Below are 19575 nucleotides of genomic sequence, written 5' to 3'. Positions count from 1 at the left end.
CGTGAAAGGGAGGTCGTCGTCATGTCCGGCAGATTCCCATGTGGGTGAACCACTCGATCCCCGAACGATCACCGAAGGTTTAATTTCAAGCTCAGACTTTCGCTCCAGTCTCAGCATGGCCGCCGATCACCAGATCGACCGAAGCTCGGCTTGTTCGCCCCCTGGCCAGGGGGCGCGTGCTCCGCAGTACATAATCCGAACGAGTCGGGATCCAACCGACATCGAAGCCGTGGGGGCTCAGTGGATCAGGAACGGTACGTCGAGGAACCCAACCAGGTACTGCACCCTGGGACGTATCGCCGTGAGCGGTACAACGACACGAACGGCGCCATCTACGAGACGACGCACTACGACGCGCACGGCAACGCCTTCACCCAGAACCACCAGCTCGGCCCGGCCGAACGGTACGGGTACAACTACGTGGGAGGCGACGCCCCCCGCGCTGACGCCCAGCCGTGGGCTCAGCCCGCGGCTGGGGCGGCTGCAGCCGCCGCAGGAGCGGTCGTTGGGGCGGCGGCGTACTACGAGATTGCCGACAACCACGTGCAGCCCAACATGTCCAGCGAGGACGGCGGGGAGTTCATTCTCTTCGTCCTGGTCATCGTGGCCGTGCTGGCATTGGGACCGCTGTTCCTCGGAGCATGGATGGTGCGCCGCGCCGCGGCGGTCGGCAGAAGCCTCACGCACGGCAGGTTCGTGCTGCTGATGGAGGTGCCTTGGCTCGCGGTCCTGTGGGGCTGGCTGTTCGACGGAGGCGTGGCGGCCTGGATCGCGGCCATGGGAACCGCGGGCGCGGTCAGCGTCTGGTACGGGCTGACGCTGCGGGACGAGGCGCGCTGGCGCCGTGAGGACGCCGAGCTGGCGTAGCCGTATGTGCAACATCCCGCGAGTTCGCCGTGCCCCTCGGTTCCTCTGCATGGGGCCTGACCAGGCACCTCGTCGACCTCGGCCTGTGCGTCTATGTAGGGCCGGGCTGGGCCGCTACGGCGTCCATCCACTGCTCGAAGTCGCTCACAGTTTGGGCCAACGAGCCGGACGCCCGGACAGCACGCCGCGTCCCCCGTCCCGCCGTACGGGCCGCCGCGCGGGAAGAGCTGTCGGTGAGGACGGTGACGAGAGCGCGATGGCACTGCGGGTACACATCTTCGGTCTGCCCCTGGGGACAACGTACAGCCAACGGTTCAGCCATCCCCTGGGTGCAGCGCTATGCAAGGCGGTCACGGGCTGCGGCAGACGCGGCGTAGGTCGGGGCTGGCTCCCACCGACAGGCCGCCCGCTGCTCCGCGTGCGCGAACGTAGCGGAGCAGCGGGCGAGCATCGTGGGCGCGGGCGACGTCGACGGCCTGGTGTTCGGTGTCTGAACGCCTGCGTCAGCACGCTCAGCGCAATCCGACCCGAGGAGGGTTCACTTTCTACCTCGGCAGATACGGGCTCGCCTTGCCGTGCCAGCTGATGCGCAGGGTGTCGCGGGCGCGGGTGGCTGCCACGAAGAGCAGGGAGCGGGCCTTGAGTTCCTCGCGCGCGAGGCGGTTGGGGTCGGTGTCGCGGTAGCGCTGGATGAGGGACGCGCGGGGGATGACGCCGTCCCGGGCACCGACGATGGCGAGTTTCTGGTATTCGAGGCCCTTGAAGCGGTGCATGGTGCCCACGTGGATGTCGCCGTCGCCCTTGACGCCGTCCTTGGTCAGCTCGGCGATGGTGAGGCCGGCCTCGGTCGCCAGGTAGTACATGACCTGGTTGACGGCTTCGCGGTCGGCGACGCAGACGGCGATATTGCCCCGCGGGTCGCGGGGTTTGCCGTCGGCTCCGCCGGTGGCGAGTTCTTCGCGCCAGGTCCGAAGTGTGGTGGCCAGCTGGGTGAGTTCGTCGTCCCAGGAGTCGCAGGGGACGAGTTCCGGGGCCGGGCCGCGGAGGACCGAGCGGTAGCCGTCGAGAGTGTCGGTGCCGTCGTCGAGGTCGTCGAAGGTGATCTGGGTGCTCTTGGGGTTCACCACCTCCATGGCGCGGTTCAGGATCTCGCGGGTGGTGCGGTAGCTGAGGGTGAGGCGGGCGGCGCGGCCTCGGATCTGGACGCCGACAGTGCCCAGGGTCACCTGCTGGTCGTAGATGCGCTGGTGGGTGTCGCCGGCGATGAACATGTCGTCGTCGCCGGGGGCGACCATGGCGCGCAGCATCTTCCAGTGGGCGGGGCGGAGATCCTGTGCCTCGTCGACGACGACGTGCTGGTAGCGGTGCCCGAGGTAGTACATGCCGGAGCTGTCGTCGCGGTGGATGAGGTCCTTGCCGCCGACCTCTTCCTTGTGTTCCTGACGAGCCTTGATCTTCGAAGCGCGCTGCATCTCGAAGCGGGCGGCGCGTTCGGCGGCCTGGCCCCAGGTCTCGCGGTTGTCCTTGTCGAGGCGGGTGGTGAACTGCTCCAGGATCTTCCAGATCTGGGCGCGGTCGGGGCGGCTGAGGGAGCGGCCGCGTCCTGCGCGGCGGGCGTCGAAGTACGCCTTGCGGGTGCCGAGGGACTGACCGAGGATCACCTGCTCCCATTCCTCGTAAAGGAATTCGGCGTCCCAGCGCTTCTCGTCGAGTTCGAGGAGGATCTGGCGGAGGGTGTTCAGGGCGACGCTGTCGTAGATGCGCTGCTTTCCGGCGCCGGAGAGGTTGTTCTCGTTGAGGACGCGGGCGGCGAGCTGGTCAATGTGCGTGATGTCGACGCGGGCAAGCTGCTCGGGCTCGAGGAGGGAGGCGAGGCGGGCGCGCAGGTCGGTGGTGAGGTTCTTGGTGAAGGTGGTGAGCAGGATCAGCTTGCTGTGGCCGGGGGTCAGCTGTTCGGCGAGGTGCTTGACGCGGTGCAGGGCGACGATGGTCTTGCCGGTGCCGGGGCCGCCGGAGACGCGGAAGGGGCCGCTGTAGCGGCGGTCGACGAGCTTGGCCTGGGCGGGGTGGAGGAAGACCTTCCAGGCGCGGAAGTCGCCCTCTTCGAGGATGTCCTTGAGGGCGTCATCGACGGTGGTGACGGCGGTGCGGGCGAGCGCCGCGTCCAGGTCCTGCCGCTCGGACTCGTCGAGTTCGACCTCTACGGGGGCGGTGATCTCCTTGCGGACGTCGTCGAGGGACAGCCCGGCGGCGAGGCCGTACAGGATGTCCTTGGTGAGGAGGGGAGCGCCGGAGACGAGGGCGTCGAGCTCGTCACTCCCGGTGACCGCGAGGGCAAGGTCGATGAGCTGTTCGGCGACACCGAGTCCGCGGAGGTCGTCCGCGGTGAAGCCGGCCAGGAGCGGCTCGGCCATGTCCGGTGCGGGGGCCGGCGTCTCCGGCTCGTCTCCGGCTTCGGGTTGCTCGGCCGGGGTGAGCGTCATTCCGGCCCGCTGGAGAACGCTCTGGCCGACCACGGAGAGATCGACGAACTCGATCTCTCCGGTGATGCGGTTGATTGCGACGGAGAGTTCTTCGTAGACGTGCTTGCGGTGCCGTACGGCGACGACGAGCCACTTCTGGTGGCCGCGGCCGTCGATGCCGATCTTGGCGAGGAGCGCCCGGTAGGACTGGTCGATCTTGGCCCGGTAGACGCGGCCGTCGCCCTTGAGCGGCTTGAGGTCGAGACCGGGGTGGTCGGGGTTCTGCCGGAAGCGGTGGCAGAAGTCGTAGAACTTGCCCTTGACCGAGCGGTCGAGCTTGTACAGCTCCTGTTCGGCCTTCTCGTACAGGCTGAGCCGGGCGGTCATCGGTGCGTCGGGCCTTCCGTGTCGGGGAGCAGGGTGAGCAGGGTGTCGAGGTGGTCGAGCCAGTCGGCGGCCGTGCGCAGGGTCCAGCCGTCAGCGGCGTATGCCGCGTCCCGCTTGCGGAGTTCCTCGCTGTCGTGGCCATCGGGGTTGACGACCACCGCGACCTTGATGCCGGAGTCGGACCAGGCGAAGTCGGCCTGCCAGCCGCGCTCGTCGAGTTCGTGGCCGAAGGCGGGGGCTTTCTTGCCCCGTTCGGCCAGCTTCCTGGCAAGCCGGGTCAGATCGGAGTCGGGTTCGTCCTCTTCGAGGATTTCGAGGATTTCCTCGTCCCAGGCCGCGTCCCGGAGCAGGTCTTCGAGTGCCTGCTCGGCGACAGAGGACGACGAGGATGCCGAGGACGAGGTGGTCGAAAACCGATCCGTCTCTGCCGTCTCCGCCGGAGCTGTCGGGCCGTCCTCCACCTCGTCCGCCACGTCTGCCGTGGCCGTCTCGGGGTGCAGCTGGGTGATGAGCGTCTCCAGTTCGCCGACGCCTCCTCCGACGCGGAGGACGTCCACCTCGAAGTCGGCGGCCCGGCTGGTGGCGAGTTGTACGCCGTCGCCGCCGGTGAAGGCGAGGAACTGGAGCAGGTTGGACCAGTAGAGCCAGGACCGCCAGCGGAGCCTGTGCTCGGCGGTGCCGAGCCGGTCGCCGTCATGGTCGTCGAGTACGGCGATGGCGCACCAGCCGAACCCGCCCGTCGCCTCCGGTCCGCCGGTGGGGTCGACGGTGTGGAGCAGCGGCAGGCCGTGCTCGTCGGTGGCGAGGAGGACGAGGATCTCCCCGTTTCCGGCGACGGGTTCGACGTCGGCCGCCGGGTTCCCGCCCTTCGCCAGGGAGCGGAGGGCGCTTCGCAGCGTTTCGCGGGCCTGCGCGCGGTCGACGTTCTGCGCCAGTGGTTCGGGGGCGGTGAGGAGTCCGCCGACCAGGGCCGCCGCCCGCCGTCCCCACCGGGTGCGGGAGGGGTCGCGGAGGTAGCCGAGGAGGGTGTCGATGGGGTTGGTGAAGACCGCGTCGGCGAGGTCGGCGCGGTCGCCGCCGAACTGCTCGTACCAGTCCTTGGCGGTGTCCTGTCCGGTACGCCGGTAGGGGGGCCATACCGGGCGGGCCTTGGCGCGTTCACCCTTCTCGAAGAGGAGGAGGTCATCCCAGGTGATCTGGAAGACGAGGGCTCCGCCGGCCCGCAGCTCGTCCCGTTTCCTGCAGTCGGCGGCGATGCGGTTGTGCTCGCGGGTGGCGTGGTAGCGGTGGCCGTCGAGGAAGACGTGCACCTTCTGGGGGGTGCCGTTGGTCCTCTCGAAGGTGAAGTCGGTACGGGTGAACTCCTCGTCGCGCTGGGCGGTCAGCCGCCATGCCGTGGACCCGGCGAAGCGGAGGTGGCCGCTGTGCGCGCCGCTCTCCTCCAGGGAGGTGTCGTCCTGGCCGGTGCTCCAGGTGCGCAGGGCGGCGAGGAAGCGGGCCTCGAAGTCGGATTCGACCTGCCGGTCCAGGCCGATCGCCGCGGTCGTGGGGACTGCCTCGACCTGCCAGTGGTCGACGGCGTTGCCCTCGTCGTCGGTCGGCGGGCGGCCGTTCTCGTCGACGGGGCCGAGGAGGCTGTTGATGATCTCCAGGGCCGAGCGGCGCGAGACCTCGTCCTGGTGGCGCTCCTCGGCGTAGCGGTGGAGGCAGCGGTGGCAGGCGCGGCGCCCCTCGTCCTTGCAGGGACACTTGAGCAACATCTCGCGCGCCTCGGCGAGGGTGTCGCGGAAGGCGGCGGGCCGGGTGAGCCGGTCGAGGTAGCCGGTGCCGCCGGGGAGGCGGTCGTACAGGACGAGGAAGTGCCGTTTCTCGCCGGTGGCCCTGTCGGGCATCTTGGCGAGGGTGGTGTCCAGATGGGCGGGATCGCCGCCGAAGTGCCGGTCGACGCCGAGGCGCAGTGCGGCCTGGAAGGAGTGGATCTTCTCGTCGACGAGCACGGTCGCGGCCGGGAGCAGGATGCGCAGGGCCTCGGTGGTGAGCTGGTGGGCGAGGAGCACCGATTCCTGCTTCGGTGCGTCCGGGCCCTTCTTGCCCCGGCGCAGCGGGCACCAGGGCTGGTGGTGCTTGACGGCCGGGTTGCGTACGGCGGAGGTGTCGAGGGCGTCGGTGTCGTGGTCGAAGACGGGCCTGCCGTCGGCGGTGGCCGCTCCGCAGGCGGTGCACACGTGGAAGGGTGCCATCCTGACGTCGTGTCCGGCGAGCTCGTCCTCGGGGCGTGCGTCGAACCGGAGCGGGCCGACGTTGATCTTCCGGATGACGGCCTTGCGGGAGTAGTCGACGCCGAAGGTCTCGCGGGTGTGCCGCCAGGACGCCCCGGGCTCGATGTGCTCGGCCGGGATGTCGACCGCGTCGACGACGGTGTAGAAGCGCTGTTCGCGGTCGTCCTTGTCGTCGCCGATACGGGCGTCGTCGCGCTTGTCGCGGGAGGTGACGACGGTGGGTTCGATCACCTGGTGCAGGCAGGAGCCGTCGTCAGCGATGGCGGTGCTGTGGCAGCGCGGGCACGGGCTGCGGTCGTCGGCGGCGTCCTCGGTGCGGACGTAGCCGCACTCCCGGCAGAAGCGCCAGGGGGTCCAGTCGGGCCGGGTGGAGCTGCCGATCTCGATGCCGGTGATCTGGTGCTTGTAGCCGTTGACGTAGAACGTGTTGCCGGGCGCGAGTTCGGACAGCGCGTAGCGCTGGGGACGGTCGTACGCGCGCATCTTGGAGTCGAAACGCTCCCGCCCGGTCTTCGGGTCGGGGCCTTCGGGCCAGTACAGGGTGGCGTTGAGGGTGGTGACGGCGTCGATGAGGGCGTAGTTCGGCAGCAGGCCAAGGTCGCAGAGGGCCTGCTGGGCGGTGGTCAGGCCGCGTTTCATCAGGCGTTTGCCGACGGCCCGGTGTTCCGCTTCGAGTTCGGCCTTGCGGCTGCGCTGTTCGTCGTCGTTCTCGTGAAGCTCGTGGATGGCCTCGTCGATGAACTTCAGCCTGCGCCGCAGTTCTTCCTCGCCACGCTTCCACTGCCGTCCGGCTTCCTCGACGGCGCCGCGCAGCCCGTGTCGGGCGTAGGCGCGCAGGTCGTCGGCGGCCTTGGGGCTGACGCCGGTGGGGAACAGGTCGAGGAACGTCTCGACGAGTTCGGCGGCGCCGCCGAGCGCGGCGTCGACGAGGTCGGCGAGGTAGCCGGAGGGGCCGAATAGGGCGGGCGCGTCGTGCGGGATCGCGGCGAGCGGCTTCCCGTCGGCGCGCTTGAGCCGGCCCTGCGCGGCGAGGTCGAGGAGGTGGGCGAGGTACTGGCGGCGCAGGATCTCGATGGCGGACAGGTGGCTGCCGGGCGGCACGATCTGCCCGGCGATCATCTCGTGGGGCTGGTCGAGGTAGTACAGGTCGCGGCGGCTGCGGTCGGGGATGGTGAGGAGGAAGGCGTTGCCGGTGCGCCGGCCGGCGCGGCCGACCTGCTGGACGTAGTTGGCGGCGCGGCGGGGCAGCGCGGCGAGCACGACGGCCGACAGGTCGCCGATGTCGATGCCCATCTCCAGGGTGGGGGTGCAGGAGAGCACGTTGGGGTCCTTGAACCCGCTGCCGTCGCGGAACGCCGCCTCCACCCGTTCGCGTTCCGGCCGGGTGAGCATGCCGGTGTGCTCGGCGGTGATCACCTGGTACGTGCCGGCCTTGCGGTAGAGCCTGCGGTAGTAGTCCTCGCGGTGGTCGCGGTCGCGCCGGTGCCGACCGAGTCCCTCGGGCCGGTTCCCGGCGACGAGGCGGCCGGTGCGGCAGCGGTAAGCGGGGCACTTCTGGCCGTCCCACTGGGGCAGTAGGTAGGGGTGGACGGTCTGTTCCCAGAAACAGGAGGGGCAGCGGACGAACGCCTCGTTGACCTCGCTGTCCTTCAACAACTGCACGTCGACGGCACCCGGCTTGAGACCATAGATCCGCAGGCTGCTGTCCTCCGGAGTGCGTACGGCGAGCAGTCCGGCGGTGACGAGTTCGGGCAGCAGCCGGGACCAGAACTCGGCGGCCTGCTCACGCGGCAGTCCGAGGCTGCGCTGAGCCCACCGCTCGTACCAGGAGAGCCGTCCGGTGGCGAAGTCGAACTCGCTCCGGGTCTTCGGCGCGCTCAGCAGGAACACGGGCGCGGCGATGCCCTTGGGGAAGGCGCGCATGCCGGGGGGCCGCCCGCCCCATATGAAGTACCGGCTGGTGCCGGCCTCCTTCAGGTACCCCTCCAGCCAGCGGTGACCGACGGCGCCCCGGGTCCGCAGCCGTTCCAGGAAGATCCGCAGGAAGCCGAGGTACCGCTCGTCGTCGAGTGCGTCGGGAACGGGCAGTTGGCCGCCCTTCCCGTACGGCGCGGTGTGCGCGGATCGTACGAGTTCGACGGCGGCCTCGGGGTCGGCGATGCGCACCTGGGCGGCGGCGGTGCGGGTGAGTTCCAGGGTGCGGCCGTTGCGGGACCGGAACCCGAACTCCATCAGCGCCTCGAACGCGAACCGCTCCCCGATCAGCTCCCACGTCTTGCGGTCCCCGCCGCGGCCCTCGCCGGACAGCAGCCGCTTGACGCCCTTGAAGTCGTGCAGGTCGGTGGGGACGACAGCGGCGAGGGTCGCACGGTCGGTGGTCGCGGCGACCACATCGGCGATCAGGTCGTTCAGCGCGGTCGGAGCGTCTTCGGAGAGGTGGCTCTTGAACAGGGCGCGCAGCGAGAAGGTGTACGAGCGGCTCGCCACGAACCCGGCCCGGTGCGCGGCGTCCTGCACCGAGTCGTTGAACATCAGAGTCTTCGTCTCGCCCTGCTCCTCGTCGAGCTCCCCACCGGTGAACAACTGGGTGACGGAGGCGGCGGCGAGGGCGGCGGCGCCGGTACCGAGGAACCGGATCGTGTTGCGCGAGCCGCAGGCCGGACACCAGTCCTCCTCGGCGGCGGTGGTCGCGGTCTCCCCCAGGAACACGAGCACGAACGCGGAGTCGGAGCCGGCCAGACGGGGGCTGCCGGTCTCCGGGTCGTAGTCGGCGACCGGGTCGGGCAGACGGAGCCTGCGCTTGGGGCCGTCCAGGACACGGAGCTGTCCGGCGCCGGTCACGCTGAGGGCGTTCGCGTCGGCCCGTCCGGCGGCCCGGCCTGCCCCCTCCATGGGCGCGGCTCCGGAACCCTCCCGCGCCTCGCCGTCGGTGGCGGCGATCAGGTTGCGGACCCGCATCTTGTCCTGGCTGACCGACGCCCGCCGGATCTTGTGCGTGTCCACCTCGACATCCAGGTCGTCGGACTCCGGGGTGAACACCGCCCAGCCGGAACGGCCGCAGTCACGGCAGTACACCGCGGGCAGGAACAGGTTCGCGGCCTGTCCGGCGGTCGCCGTGGTCACCGGCGCGGTGCGCGCCGTCTCCCCCTCGGCGGTCTCCGGCGCGCCAGCCGTGTCCCACTGGAACTCGGCCTTCGGCCAGGGCAGCACACCACGTACGAGGCGGGAGACCGACCGGGCCCACTGGTGGACCTCGACCTGGACGAAGGGGCGCGGCTGGGCGGGAGCGGACTTCGGGTCGCGGGCCACCGAGAGCAGCGCGACGAAGCGGGCGAGCGCCTTCGCCGCAACCTCGGGTCGCAGCGTGATGGTGCGCCCCCAGGCCTGTGCGCCGCTGCGCCACATCAGATCGAGGACCTCGGGCACGGGACGCACCTGCCCGTCCAGGGCGTGCAGCACAGCCGAGGTCAGCGGGTGCTTCTTGAGGACCCGGCCGAGCGCGTGCGGATCGGTGTCCCGGCTGCCGGTGACGGCCTCGGCCAGCGCGGCGAACTCCTCCTCGCCGAGGGTGGGGTCGGGCAGGGCCGCCAGCTCGTCGGGGGTCGGCGCGGGGACAAGTGGGTCGAAGTCGTCGCGCGGCACGAACTCGTCTACGGTCAACCGCTGTTCGCCCACGACCGCGTCGGCGTGGAACTCGGTGCCGAACACCTGGGTCGCCACGTCGAGCAGCTGCCGTACTCCGTCGGCGTCCGTCCCCGAGGCGAGGGTCGCCGAGGTCGCGACCGGACAGATGCGGCCCAGCGGGCGCCCCTTCTCCGAGGCACCGACGGCGGAGGCGAGCCGGCGCAGCAGCATCGCCACGTCGGTGCCCTGCGCGCCGTCGTAGGTGTGGAACTCGTCGACCACGACGTAGCGGATGTCGGCGTCCGCCCACAGCGGGGCGTCGGCGGCGCGCTGGAGCAGCAGGTCCAGCATCTTGTAGTTGGTGATCAAGATGTCCGGAGGCGTCACCTGCATGTCGGAGCGGTCGGTGAACACCCGCCCGTACCGGGTGGCAGCCCGGTCGCCGATGTAGAGCCCGGCCCGCACCTTGCTCAGCTCGGGGTGTTCGGTGAGCAGCCCGTTGATGCGCTGCGCCTGGTCGGTGGCGAGGGCGTTCATCGGGTACAGGAACACGGCCTTCACCCCACCGCGCCCCGCCGCCCGCTCGCGCGCGCAGTGGTCGAGGACGGGGTAGAGGAACGACTCCGTCTTGCCAGATCCGGTGCCGGTGGTGACGAGCGTCGGCCGTGGCGTCCGGCCTCTGGCCGAGGACAGCCGCTCGAAGGCGACGGCCTGGTGCGCATACGGCGTCCAGCCGTCCGTGCGCCGCCAGTCCAGGTACTGCTCCCACGTCCCCGGCGCGGCCGTCACGAACGGCGTCCGCAGCCGCAGGAACGGCCCCCGGAACATGCCGGTGTTGTCGTCCCCCAGGAACCGGTGCAGCGCCTTCCGCGCGCCCTCGTCGGTCAGCGCGTACGTGGTGGACAGGTACTGAAGCAGGCTCTCCTTGAGCCCCTCGGCTTCGAGCGTCGGCCTCACTGCTTCGGCACCTCCTGCTTGACCGGGTCCCACTGGCCGGCGGCCACGGCGTCGTCGAGCCGCTTCTGGAAGTAGGCGTGCGCTTCTCGCATCTCGATCTCGCGGTCAGCCTTGTAGAAGGGGGCGGTGTAGCCGTCAGGGACGGGGGCCTCCGGGGCGGGGTTGGCGGCGGGGTTTTCCTGGTGCGCCTTGAAGGCGGGGTCGGCCTGATACTTCTCGAACTGCTTCCAGTGGTCCTTGTCTTGGCCGTGGCCAAACGTGTACCGGTCACTGGCGATCTTGCGCTCCGCAGCGTCGAACCAGGTCACCCGGTCGAAGTCCTGCATGATCGGGAAACGGGCCCGGTACATGGTGATGAGCGTGTCGGCGTCGATGCCGAGCCACACCGCCACGAGGGCGTCGATCTCCACGAGGGCGGCGCGGCGGGCGTACTCGGTACGGAGAGGGGTGTCACGCTGCCAGGTGGGGCTGGTCTCGTGGAGTTTGGTGGCCATCAGTGGCCAAGGGCGCGCCCAGGGCTCGTATCCGGCCCACTTGGGGTCGTGGAGTTCCTTCCAGAGGTCGGCATAGGCGGTCGTGAGGCAATTAAGGCGAAGGGTTCGGAGGAGGAGGGCAGGGGCGAGGGGGTGATCGGCCTGGGGTGCAGGCAGCGACTTCGACCGCGTCTCGTGCAAATGCGAGGCATTGATCGTACGAAGGAAATAGTCCAGTGGAAGCGACGACCACATGCCGCTGGCAAGAACCGTTTCGACCTTCCTTGCCGCCATCGCGCTCCGCAAGCCACCCACGTGCCCTGGCTTGGGCGGGAGCAGGGAGACGTAGAGAGCACGCTCAGTGTCCGGCGCAATCTGATTTCTCCATGCCATACGGTAAAACTCCGTGTACGGCTTCGTTGCGCGCGCCACAAAGACCTTGTCCACCAAGTCGTACGGAACCTCCCTCGGCAGACACCCCAGCTTCTCTGCAAGCGTCCCCTTCACGGCCCGAATTTCTTCGTCCGAAGCCCGTAGCCACTCCAGCTCGTCGTAGTCCAACCACCGGTCTTGCGCATCCCGATACGTGACCTCGTCAGCAACCCTCCGGTACTCCGACTCCGGGACCGCGTTCGACGGCAGCTCCAGGTGATTAAGTCCGCGTACCTCGCCGCCCCCCTGACTGGGCTGCTTGAAAAACGGGTTGGCCACGCCAATCTGCGGGCCCTTGAGGACGACGTCCTCCCAGGTTTCCGCCTGGTAGTCGTCCCTGTCCTTGAGATCCTTGTTGTAGTCGATCAGCGGCGTGTCCTCATTGGGACCATGGACAGACTTCTTAGCTACGCTCTCATCGAATCCGCGCGTGATCTGTGGAGAAAGCGCACCAAGCCGCAGCGGATACCCCGCGAGCGCGTCGATGGCCGGGTCCTCGGCCGTACTCACCGGAGTCAGCAGACGCGCTCGTTCGACGGGGACGTCCTGCTCCCCCGAAAGCCTCTGCCAACGCGCCAGGGTGTCCGTGGTGACCTGAACGACACGCTTGCTGTGCGGCCGCTCATCCCAGTCACCGTCGAACTTCACACCCGGCGCGTCGCCCTTACCGTCGTGTGCGGCGGACAGCCGCAGCGCATCAACGGAGAAAAGCCAGGACAGGTGCTGGAAATCGATCTCGCCCTTCGTGCCGTAGATGTGCACCCCGAAGTGGCTGGACCGGCCGACGGGCGGCGGGAAGAACCGGTTGCCCGCGTTGACGAAGTCCCCGTGCATCCGCAGCCTACGGTAGGTGGCCTCACGGAGCGCGGCCTCCTTGTCCCCGTTGAAGTGGGTATCGGGGTGGACCAATCCGGTGCTGCCGAACGCCCCCGTGTGGTCCCACACCTGGCACATGAAGGCGCGGTACAGGTCCGGCTGGCTGCCCGAGATCAGCGGATACACCTGCGGTGCCGCCAGGTAGTCGGCCAGCGTGACCGTGGTCGTCACCTCCCGCAGGGTGTACGCCGCCACTTTCTTCCTGGCCAGCTCAGCCGCGCGCCGCCGCTGCTTTTCGGCCGCCGGAGGCTTCTCGGTCAGCATGAACCACGGCTCGAACTCCGCTATGACGGAGTTCTCCTTCCACTCAGGCCGCACCCACGGCGGGTTCCCCACCTGCAGGTCGAACCCCCCGCCCTCCGCAAACGCGAGCGCGAAGTCCAACTCCCAGTGCAGAAAGCCCTGTTCAGTCGCGATGTCCCGCACGACGCGCATCCAGGGAAAGCGGTCCTCAGGGTTACCCAGGTCCATGCCCATGATACGTGGCAGCTTCTGCTCGAAATCCTGAAGCGCTTCGAGATTCTCGAACTCGCTAAGCAGGTTCGCCTCGGCCACGGAGAACGTTCCCAACATAGCTTCAAGGAAGTCGAGCCAGTCATCGAGTGTCTGCAACGGGATGACCTGGCGGCATCCGGCCTGACGCTCTGCCTCCTTCTCAGCGTTCTGCTGCTTCCTGCGCTCATTCTTGGCAGCGCGTTCTTCCTTCTTGCGTGCGGCTTCCTCGTCCAAGTACAGCTCCTTGTCGAACAAGCCGCCCTTGTCGTCCTCTTGCTGCTGGACGTCGCTTCTGGACGCCTCCGGTGCCGGGCCTTCGTGCTGCCCTGTGGTGCCCAGAAGAGCGCTGAGTCCCTCCACTACGTCGGTGCCGTTCACCGGCGCGGTGTACTCACTGTCCGTACCGTCCAGCAGCCCGGCCTGGTGCGACGGCCAGAACCACAGTGCGCACCAGGCGTCCATGACGTTCTTCAGTCGCCAATACGGGGTGTCGATGGCCTCGAAGAGGTCCCTGTACACCTTCTCCTTCGACAGCCGAGCGCCGCTGCCCTCTGCCGCGCTCTCCGGCTCACGGCGCAGGAAGGCATACTCCTCGTCTCCGACCGGATCGGCTCCCCAGACGTCGATGCTGCGGGCGATCTCCCGCTCCGACAGTTCCATCCGCTTGACAACGAGCTTCCACAGAAACTCCACGCGCCGCCCTGCGTCCCGCAGCCTGGTGTACTGGGAGGCGACTTCGTCACCGGTCTTCCGGTCGATCCTCGGCGTACCAGCCTGGGTGTATTTCCGCTCCGGCTTCTTGAGGATGCCCTTCTTCCACTCCTTCAACTGCTCGACGCCGTCGCCCGCCAACTGTCCCAGCAGCTTCTTCGCGTCACCACTGGCCCCCGTCACCGCCGCCCAGCCCGGAGTCGGCAGCAGGAACTGGTGCACCGCCCCGTCAGGCAGCGGCTGCCACTGCCCGCCCGCCTCGTTGTCCCGGAACGGCAGCGGGGTCGGCGCCTGGGTGTCCTTGGCGTTCAGCCACAGGGCCTTGCCCTTCCCCGGTGCGACGTGCTCCGCCGCGTACACCGCCCGCTTTCCGCCGATCAGCGAGTTGCCCCGCCGCAGATGCAGCCCGAACCACGGTGCCCGCATGCCCGGGTGCATGGTGTTGAGCCACAGCGAGACCTCGGCGAGTTCGACGCCCGTGGAGTTGAGGTCGACGCCGTAGGCGTTGTGCAGCGCGATGTACGCCTTGACCTTCTGCTTCTCCGTCAGGGCCTCGGAGGTCGGGATGGAGACGCCCAACTCGTCCTGTCGCCGCCGCAGATACTCCTCGGCGACCTGGTTGATCGCCTCGTTGAGGAACGCCCCGGAACCGAGCGCCGGCTCACAGATGCGGTACTTCAGCAGCTCGGAAGCCCGGGTCTTGACGGCGTTCCCCGCCTCGTCCTTCTCCTGGTCCAGGCGGTGCTTCAGGGCCAGTTCGACGGTGACCTGAGTCAGCGACTCGGGAGTGTAGTAGGAGGCCGAGGTCTCCCGGTCGCGGCCCGCGAGGCGGTAGACGAAGGTCCCCGCCGGGTACTTCCTCGGTCCGCGCAGGCCCTTCTCCTCGCGGTCCCGCTCGTCGTACTCGACCCAGGTGTTCTCCGGATACTCCTTGAGCCGGTGCGAGGGGACCAGCCAGGAGCCCTTCTCCGGGTCACCGCCCTTGGCAACCTCGCACAGCTCCTCCTCGGCGATGATGCCGGTGTACGACATCAGGCCCTCGTAGACCGCGCCGAGTTGGTTGATGCCGAGGTTGCGGTACGAGATGAAGCCGCCGCGTTCGCCGCGCCGCTTGGCCTTCTTCATGGTGAGCAGGCGCAGCACCTCGTGCAGGGCGCTGTTGCGCAGGCGCAGGTCGAGCCAGGCCGGGCCGTCGGGGCCTTCCTCGTCGGCGCGCGGGTCGCGGGTGCCGAGGCCGATGAGCTTGACCGCCGCCGGTTCGAAGAGTTCGCTGCGCAGGGGCTCGAAGCGCAGGCCGCGGCCCTCGCTGCGCTGCTTGGCCTTCTTCTTGCGGGTCTCCGCGTCGTCGCCGGGCCGCTCGTCCCACGGCTCGGTGCCGTACACCCGGTGGCCGTGGTTGACCTTGTTGAACAGGACGTCGAGGGAGGCGTGCAGGTGGAATCCGTTGCGGGCCCTCTCGTCGGTCAGCTGGGTGTCCCGCTCGACGAGTTCGCGCAGGCGGGCCACCGAGTAGCCGGCTTCGTAGGTGCCGTCGTCGGCCGGGAGGATGCCCAGTTCGGGGCGGGCCTCGGCGTAGAGGAGGAACAGGATGCGGTAGAGGTAGCGCAGCGCCTCGCGGGTGAGCTGGCGGGCGAAGGGGTCGCCGGGGGTTTCGAGGTCGCGTGGTTCGAGGCCGGCCTGCTCCAGGCGGGCCAGGACCTCGTTGGCGATGATCTCGACGGACTTCTGCAGGCCCTGGCGCAGCTCGCCGGAGACGCCGACCGCGTTGTCACGGGACGCCTTGACGAGGACGTCGATGGCGGGGCCCTTGCCGTCCTCGGCCGGGGCGAGCGCGTCGTGGCTGAACAGAGCGGCGATCGTGGCGAGTTCGCCGGTCTGCTTGCGGTCGTTGCGTTCAAGGGCGGCGTCGAGGTTGGCGGCCAGGTAGCGGCCCTCGCCCCACACCTGTCGGTCGGCGAGGACGATCACGCCGCCGCAGAGCAGCAGGACGAAGCGCGGCGCGCTGCCGCCCTCGCCTCCCAGCTCGCTCTGGAACAGCCAGGTGGCGAGCGCGTGGCCCGACTCGTAGGTCTCGCCGCTGCCGACCGTCCGCACCGGGTGGAGCAGACGGCCGTAGGCGTCGGCGTCCAGGGCGGTGTCGTTGCTCGCGGACCAGCCGCAGTCGACGGCGACGATGCCGTCGCCGTGCCAGGCGACCTGGACGGTGTGGTCGCGTCCGGCCCGGTGGACGGTCAGTTCGCGCGGGCCGGACGTGGCGTCGGCCTCCGGGTAACCGAGCGCGGCGAGCACCTTGCGGTGCCAGTCGGCGACGCGTTCGCGCCACTCCTCGTCCTCGTAGGTGTGGAGGCGCTCCTCGTAACCCTCCCTCTCGGGGTACTCGTCGTCCTCGGCGTCCGCCTTGGCCTGTTCGGCGAAGAACCCGCGGTACTTCTCGTCGAGGTAGACAGACCGCAGACCTCGCAGGGCGACGCGCGGCGTGGGGCGCGGATCGTTCTCGTCGGACTCGCGGTCCGCCCAGGTGGCGAAGACGCCCTTCTTCAGGCCGTCGGCGAGCTGCTCGGCGAAGTAGTGCGCGGAGAGGTACTCGCCGCGGTTGGAGAAGGAGTCGAAGTCGGTGCTCATCGGGCGGTCGTCTCTCCGGCGTCGGGCAGGTCGGTCGCGGCGGGTACGGCGGTCGGCGGTACGGGGGTGGCGGCGAGCGGTTCGAGAACGGCGAGGAGCCGCAGCAGCGGGGCGCCGGAGGTCCGCAGGGAGCGGATCAGCGTCCTGCGCCGGTCGGCCGTGAGGTTCACGTCGTTCTTCGCCTTCTGCGAGCGGCGGGCCGCGGCGGTGATGAGCGCGGTCTGCTTCCACTCCGTCACGCGCTTCTCGTACGGCGCGAGGACGGCGTCGATCTGCTGCGCGTACTCGGCCTCGCGGTCGGTCAAGAACCGCCGGGCCTGCTCGACCGCGTCCGGCACCAGCGACTGGAGGTGTGCGAGGTTCACGGGTGCGGCACGGCCCGGCATGGCGGGACCGACCCGGCAGGCGGCCAGGAACGCGTCGTCGACCCGGTGGACGCGGGGGGCGTCGGGCAGGCCGGTGACGGCCATCCACTCGACGACGGTGGGACGCCCGGCCTTGTTCGAGTAGATGCCCTGGAGGAGGTAGACGGGGCCGTCGAGCGCGTCGGGCAGTGCCGGATCGATGTCGGCCGCCTTCTCCTTGTCGGGGTCGAAGGCGAGCACGAACGCCTCGTCGTGGCGGAGTGCCGCGAGCGCCTTGTCGGTGACCCAGTCCAGCACGGGGTGCACGTCGGAGACGTGACTGACGTTGGGCCACTGGCTCTCGGAGTCCTCACGGGCCACCTTCAGGCGCTTGGCGGCGAGGCCCTTGTCGAAGGTGAGGCGGATGCGCGCTTCCTTGTTGGCCGTGGGGAGGATCTGCTGCTCGGTCAAGTACGACTTAGGCAGGGCCTTCAGCCGGTGGAGAAGGTCCGGCGGGGGCTCGAAGGCGATGGTGCCGTCCTTCTCGCGCCGCAGCTTGAGGGCGATGTCCGGGCTGATGGGGTGGCAGACCTGGCGGAGGGCCTCGTCGAAGTAGTCGGCGGTCGCGGCCGTGCCGCCCCCGCCGCCCGTGCCGAACAGACTGGGCACGGTGGCGCGCGGTACGTCGTCCGTCGGCTTCTTCGCCCCGACGTTGCCCAGCAACCGGCCGAGCATGGCCTTGGCGCCGCCGCCCGCCGCCGAGGACTGTTTGATCGACTCCTCGACGGTGCGGCCGGCGATGAGGTCGCGGGTGAGGCGGTCCTCTTCCTCCTTCGCCCGGTAGATGCCGGTGACCGCCTCGGCGGTGCCCTCGATGCGGTGGGCCTCCTCCTCGCGGGCGAGGAGCTTGGCGCCGACCAGGCGGTCGTCCAGCGGCAGGGGTTCGCCGGTCCTGTCGTCGGTGCGCCACTCCACGTCGCCGGTGAGCACCAGGGCCCGGAACTGGGGCCTCTTCTCCTGTCCGTAGCGGTCGATGCGGCCGTTGCGCTGCTCGATGCGGATCAGCGACCAGGGCAGGTCGTAGTGGATCAGCTGGTGGCACTGCTGGTGCAGGTTGACGCCCTCGGAGGCGACGTCACCGGTGAACAGGAGCCGGACAGGTGCGGTGCGCAGACCGAACTCCTCGACGATGCGCTTCTGCTCGTCCTCACCGGTGGCGTCGCCGTGCATGACCTCGACGGCCCCGCCATACGCCTTCCACGGCCGGGACTTCCTCTCGCTCGGCTCCAGCTGCTTCGCCGCGGGGAAGCCGAGCCGGGCCGGAACGGTCTCGGCCAGCCACTTCAGGGTGGGGACGCGCTCGGAGAAGACCACGACCCGGGTGTCCGAGCCGGGGCCGACACCGATCTCCTTCAACGCCTCGACCAGGGCGTCGAGCTTGCACGAGTCGTCGTCGCCGAGGTCGTCCGCGAGGCGGGCCAGGTCGACGATCGCCTTCCGCTCGATCTGGCGCGCGGTCTCCAGCTTGGCCGGGTCCTGGTTCCTGCGGCCCTTCAGGGGCTTGGCGAGGGTCTTGGTCCGGGCGGCGATCGAGTCCTGGAGCGCCCGGTGGGAGGAGAGGAACGCCTTCAGCAGGTTGTAGGCGACCATCGGGTCCGTGCACACGGAGGAGGCCGCCGGGTCGCGCGGGATCCAGCGGGCGGCAAGCTCCTCCAGGACAGCCTGCTCCTTCGAGGTGGCCTTGGCGACCACCGGCCGGGACGGGCCGCGGTCCGCCCAGGCGCCCTTGAGGGAGTCGCGTACCTCGGGGTCGGTCTTGGTGCGCCGGATGTAGAGGTGGCCCAGGTCCTTCACGTCGTAGTCGGAGGTGTCCGCGATCGCCGCCTCATCGAGCATGCCGATCAGCTCGGCGAAGGACTCCCCGTCGCCGTTGTGCGGGGTGGCCGAGGCCAGGACGAGGGCGTCGGTGCGGCGGGCGAGGAGGCGGGCCAGGATGTTGTTCTTCGTGCCCCGGTTGACCAGGTTGTGGGACTCGTCGATGACGACGGCGTCCCAGTCGGTGTTCTCCAGGTGATGGGCGTAGACGTCGCTCTTGAGGGTGTCCACGGAGATGATCGCCCGCTTGAAGTAGGCGAACGGGTTCCGGCCAGCCGGGATGTCCTGCTGGATCCGCTGGATGCCGGTGGAGTCGAGGCGGACGAGCGGGATGGAGAAGCGGGTCCACAGCTCGCGCTGGAACTGCTCCAGGACGTGCGCCGGGGTCACCACAAGAATGCGCTCGCCGCGGCCCCGGCGGATCAGCTCGGCAAGGAGGATGCCGATCTCCAGGGTCTTGCCGAGGCCCACCACGTCCGCGACAAGGATGCGGGGCTGGGGGTTCTCCATGGACAGGGCCAGCTGGGCGGGGCGGAGTTGATGCGTCTGCTGGTCCATGAGGAAGTTGTCGGCCAGCGCGAGCCCGTGCTCGGTCTGCGGCAGGGCAGTCTTGCGGATGACGGCCTCCAGGTAGAGGCGCGCCGTGCGGTGGTTCGGGGAGGAGTCGGGGACCAGGCGGGTCTTGTCCGGGTCGAGCGGCTCGATCTGGTCGAGCCGCTCGTAGAAGACGGCGTCCGTGCCGCGCACCAGGGAGGAGACGCCGGTGACCTCGACCATCCAGCCGTCGTACGTGGTGTCGGCGACCCTCTTCACCAGCCACTGCTCGTCGCGCACCAGGACCTGGGAGCCGGGGGCGAACCGAGGGCGGCGAGAGCCCGGCACCGCACCGGCCGGGGCGTCGGCAGAAGCATCGGCCGCGGCCTGCTCGCGGTCCGCCGCGTCAAGGGTCCCCTGCCCCGTGGCCGCGCCACCGGCCTCCGCCGAACCGTCCACAAACCGCTCCGTCCCCTTGTCGTCCCTGATGTCCCGCATACCGCTCCCACCGTTTCTTTCCAGACACCTCTCGCCCGCCACGGGCCGTGACGCGGCGGCGGTCACCCTGTCGCCGCCTGCCCCGCCTCCCTGGCGCACAACGCGGACGGCACGCCGGTGCCGTCCGCTCGCTCCCTGA

Annotated in this window: 5 protein-coding genes; 1 reads left to right on the top strand and 4 read right to left on the bottom strand. The window is 69.5% G+C overall.

Going from position 1 to position 19575, the window contains the following annotated elements:
* Positions 1–240: 240 nt before the first annotated feature.
* Positions 241–867: a hypothetical protein gene (locus ACFY3J_RS22705; RefSeq protein WP_390841626.1), complete on the top strand. Its 627-nt coding sequence runs from the start codon at positions 241–243 to the stop codon at positions 865–867.
* Positions 868–1412: 545 nt separating this feature from the next.
* Here the strand turns inward: ACFY3J_RS22705 and ACFY3J_RS22700 are convergent.
* The 4 genes from ACFY3J_RS22700 to ACFY3J_RS22685 are packed head-to-tail and all read right to left on the bottom strand — an operon-like array spanning position 1413 to position 19436.
* A complete protein-coding gene (locus ACFY3J_RS22700; protein WP_390841625.1) occupies positions 1413–3716 on the bottom strand; it encodes a UvrD-helicase domain-containing protein in 2304 nt (767 codons plus the stop codon).
* Positions 3713–10576 (bottom strand): DEAD/DEAH box helicase, encoded by a 6864-nt coding sequence (locus ACFY3J_RS22695; protein WP_390841624.1) that lies wholly within the window; start codon positions 10574–10576, stop codon positions 3713–3715. The genes ACFY3J_RS22700 and ACFY3J_RS22695 overlap by 4 nt, the downstream gene beginning before the upstream one ends.
* Positions 10573–16185: a hypothetical protein gene (locus tag ACFY3J_RS22690; RefSeq protein WP_390841623.1), complete on the bottom strand. Its 5613-nt coding sequence runs from the start codon at positions 16183–16185 to the stop codon at positions 10573–10575. The genes ACFY3J_RS22695 and ACFY3J_RS22690 overlap by 4 nt, the downstream gene beginning before the upstream one ends.
* On the bottom strand, positions 16182–19436 hold the full coding sequence (locus ACFY3J_RS22685) for an SNF2-related protein (RefSeq protein WP_390841622.1): 3255 nt from the start codon (positions 19434–19436) through the stop codon (positions 16182–16184). The genes ACFY3J_RS22690 and ACFY3J_RS22685 overlap by 4 nt, the downstream gene beginning before the upstream one ends.
* Positions 19437–19575 lie beyond the last annotated feature (139 nt).

Source organism: Streptomyces sp. NPDC001231 (assembly GCF_042896885.1).
Lineage (GTDB): Bacteria > Actinomycetota > Actinomycetes > Streptomycetales > Streptomycetaceae > Streptomyces.
Note: the sequence above shows the minus strand (reverse complement) of the source record. Positions and strands in the feature narration are given on the sequence as shown.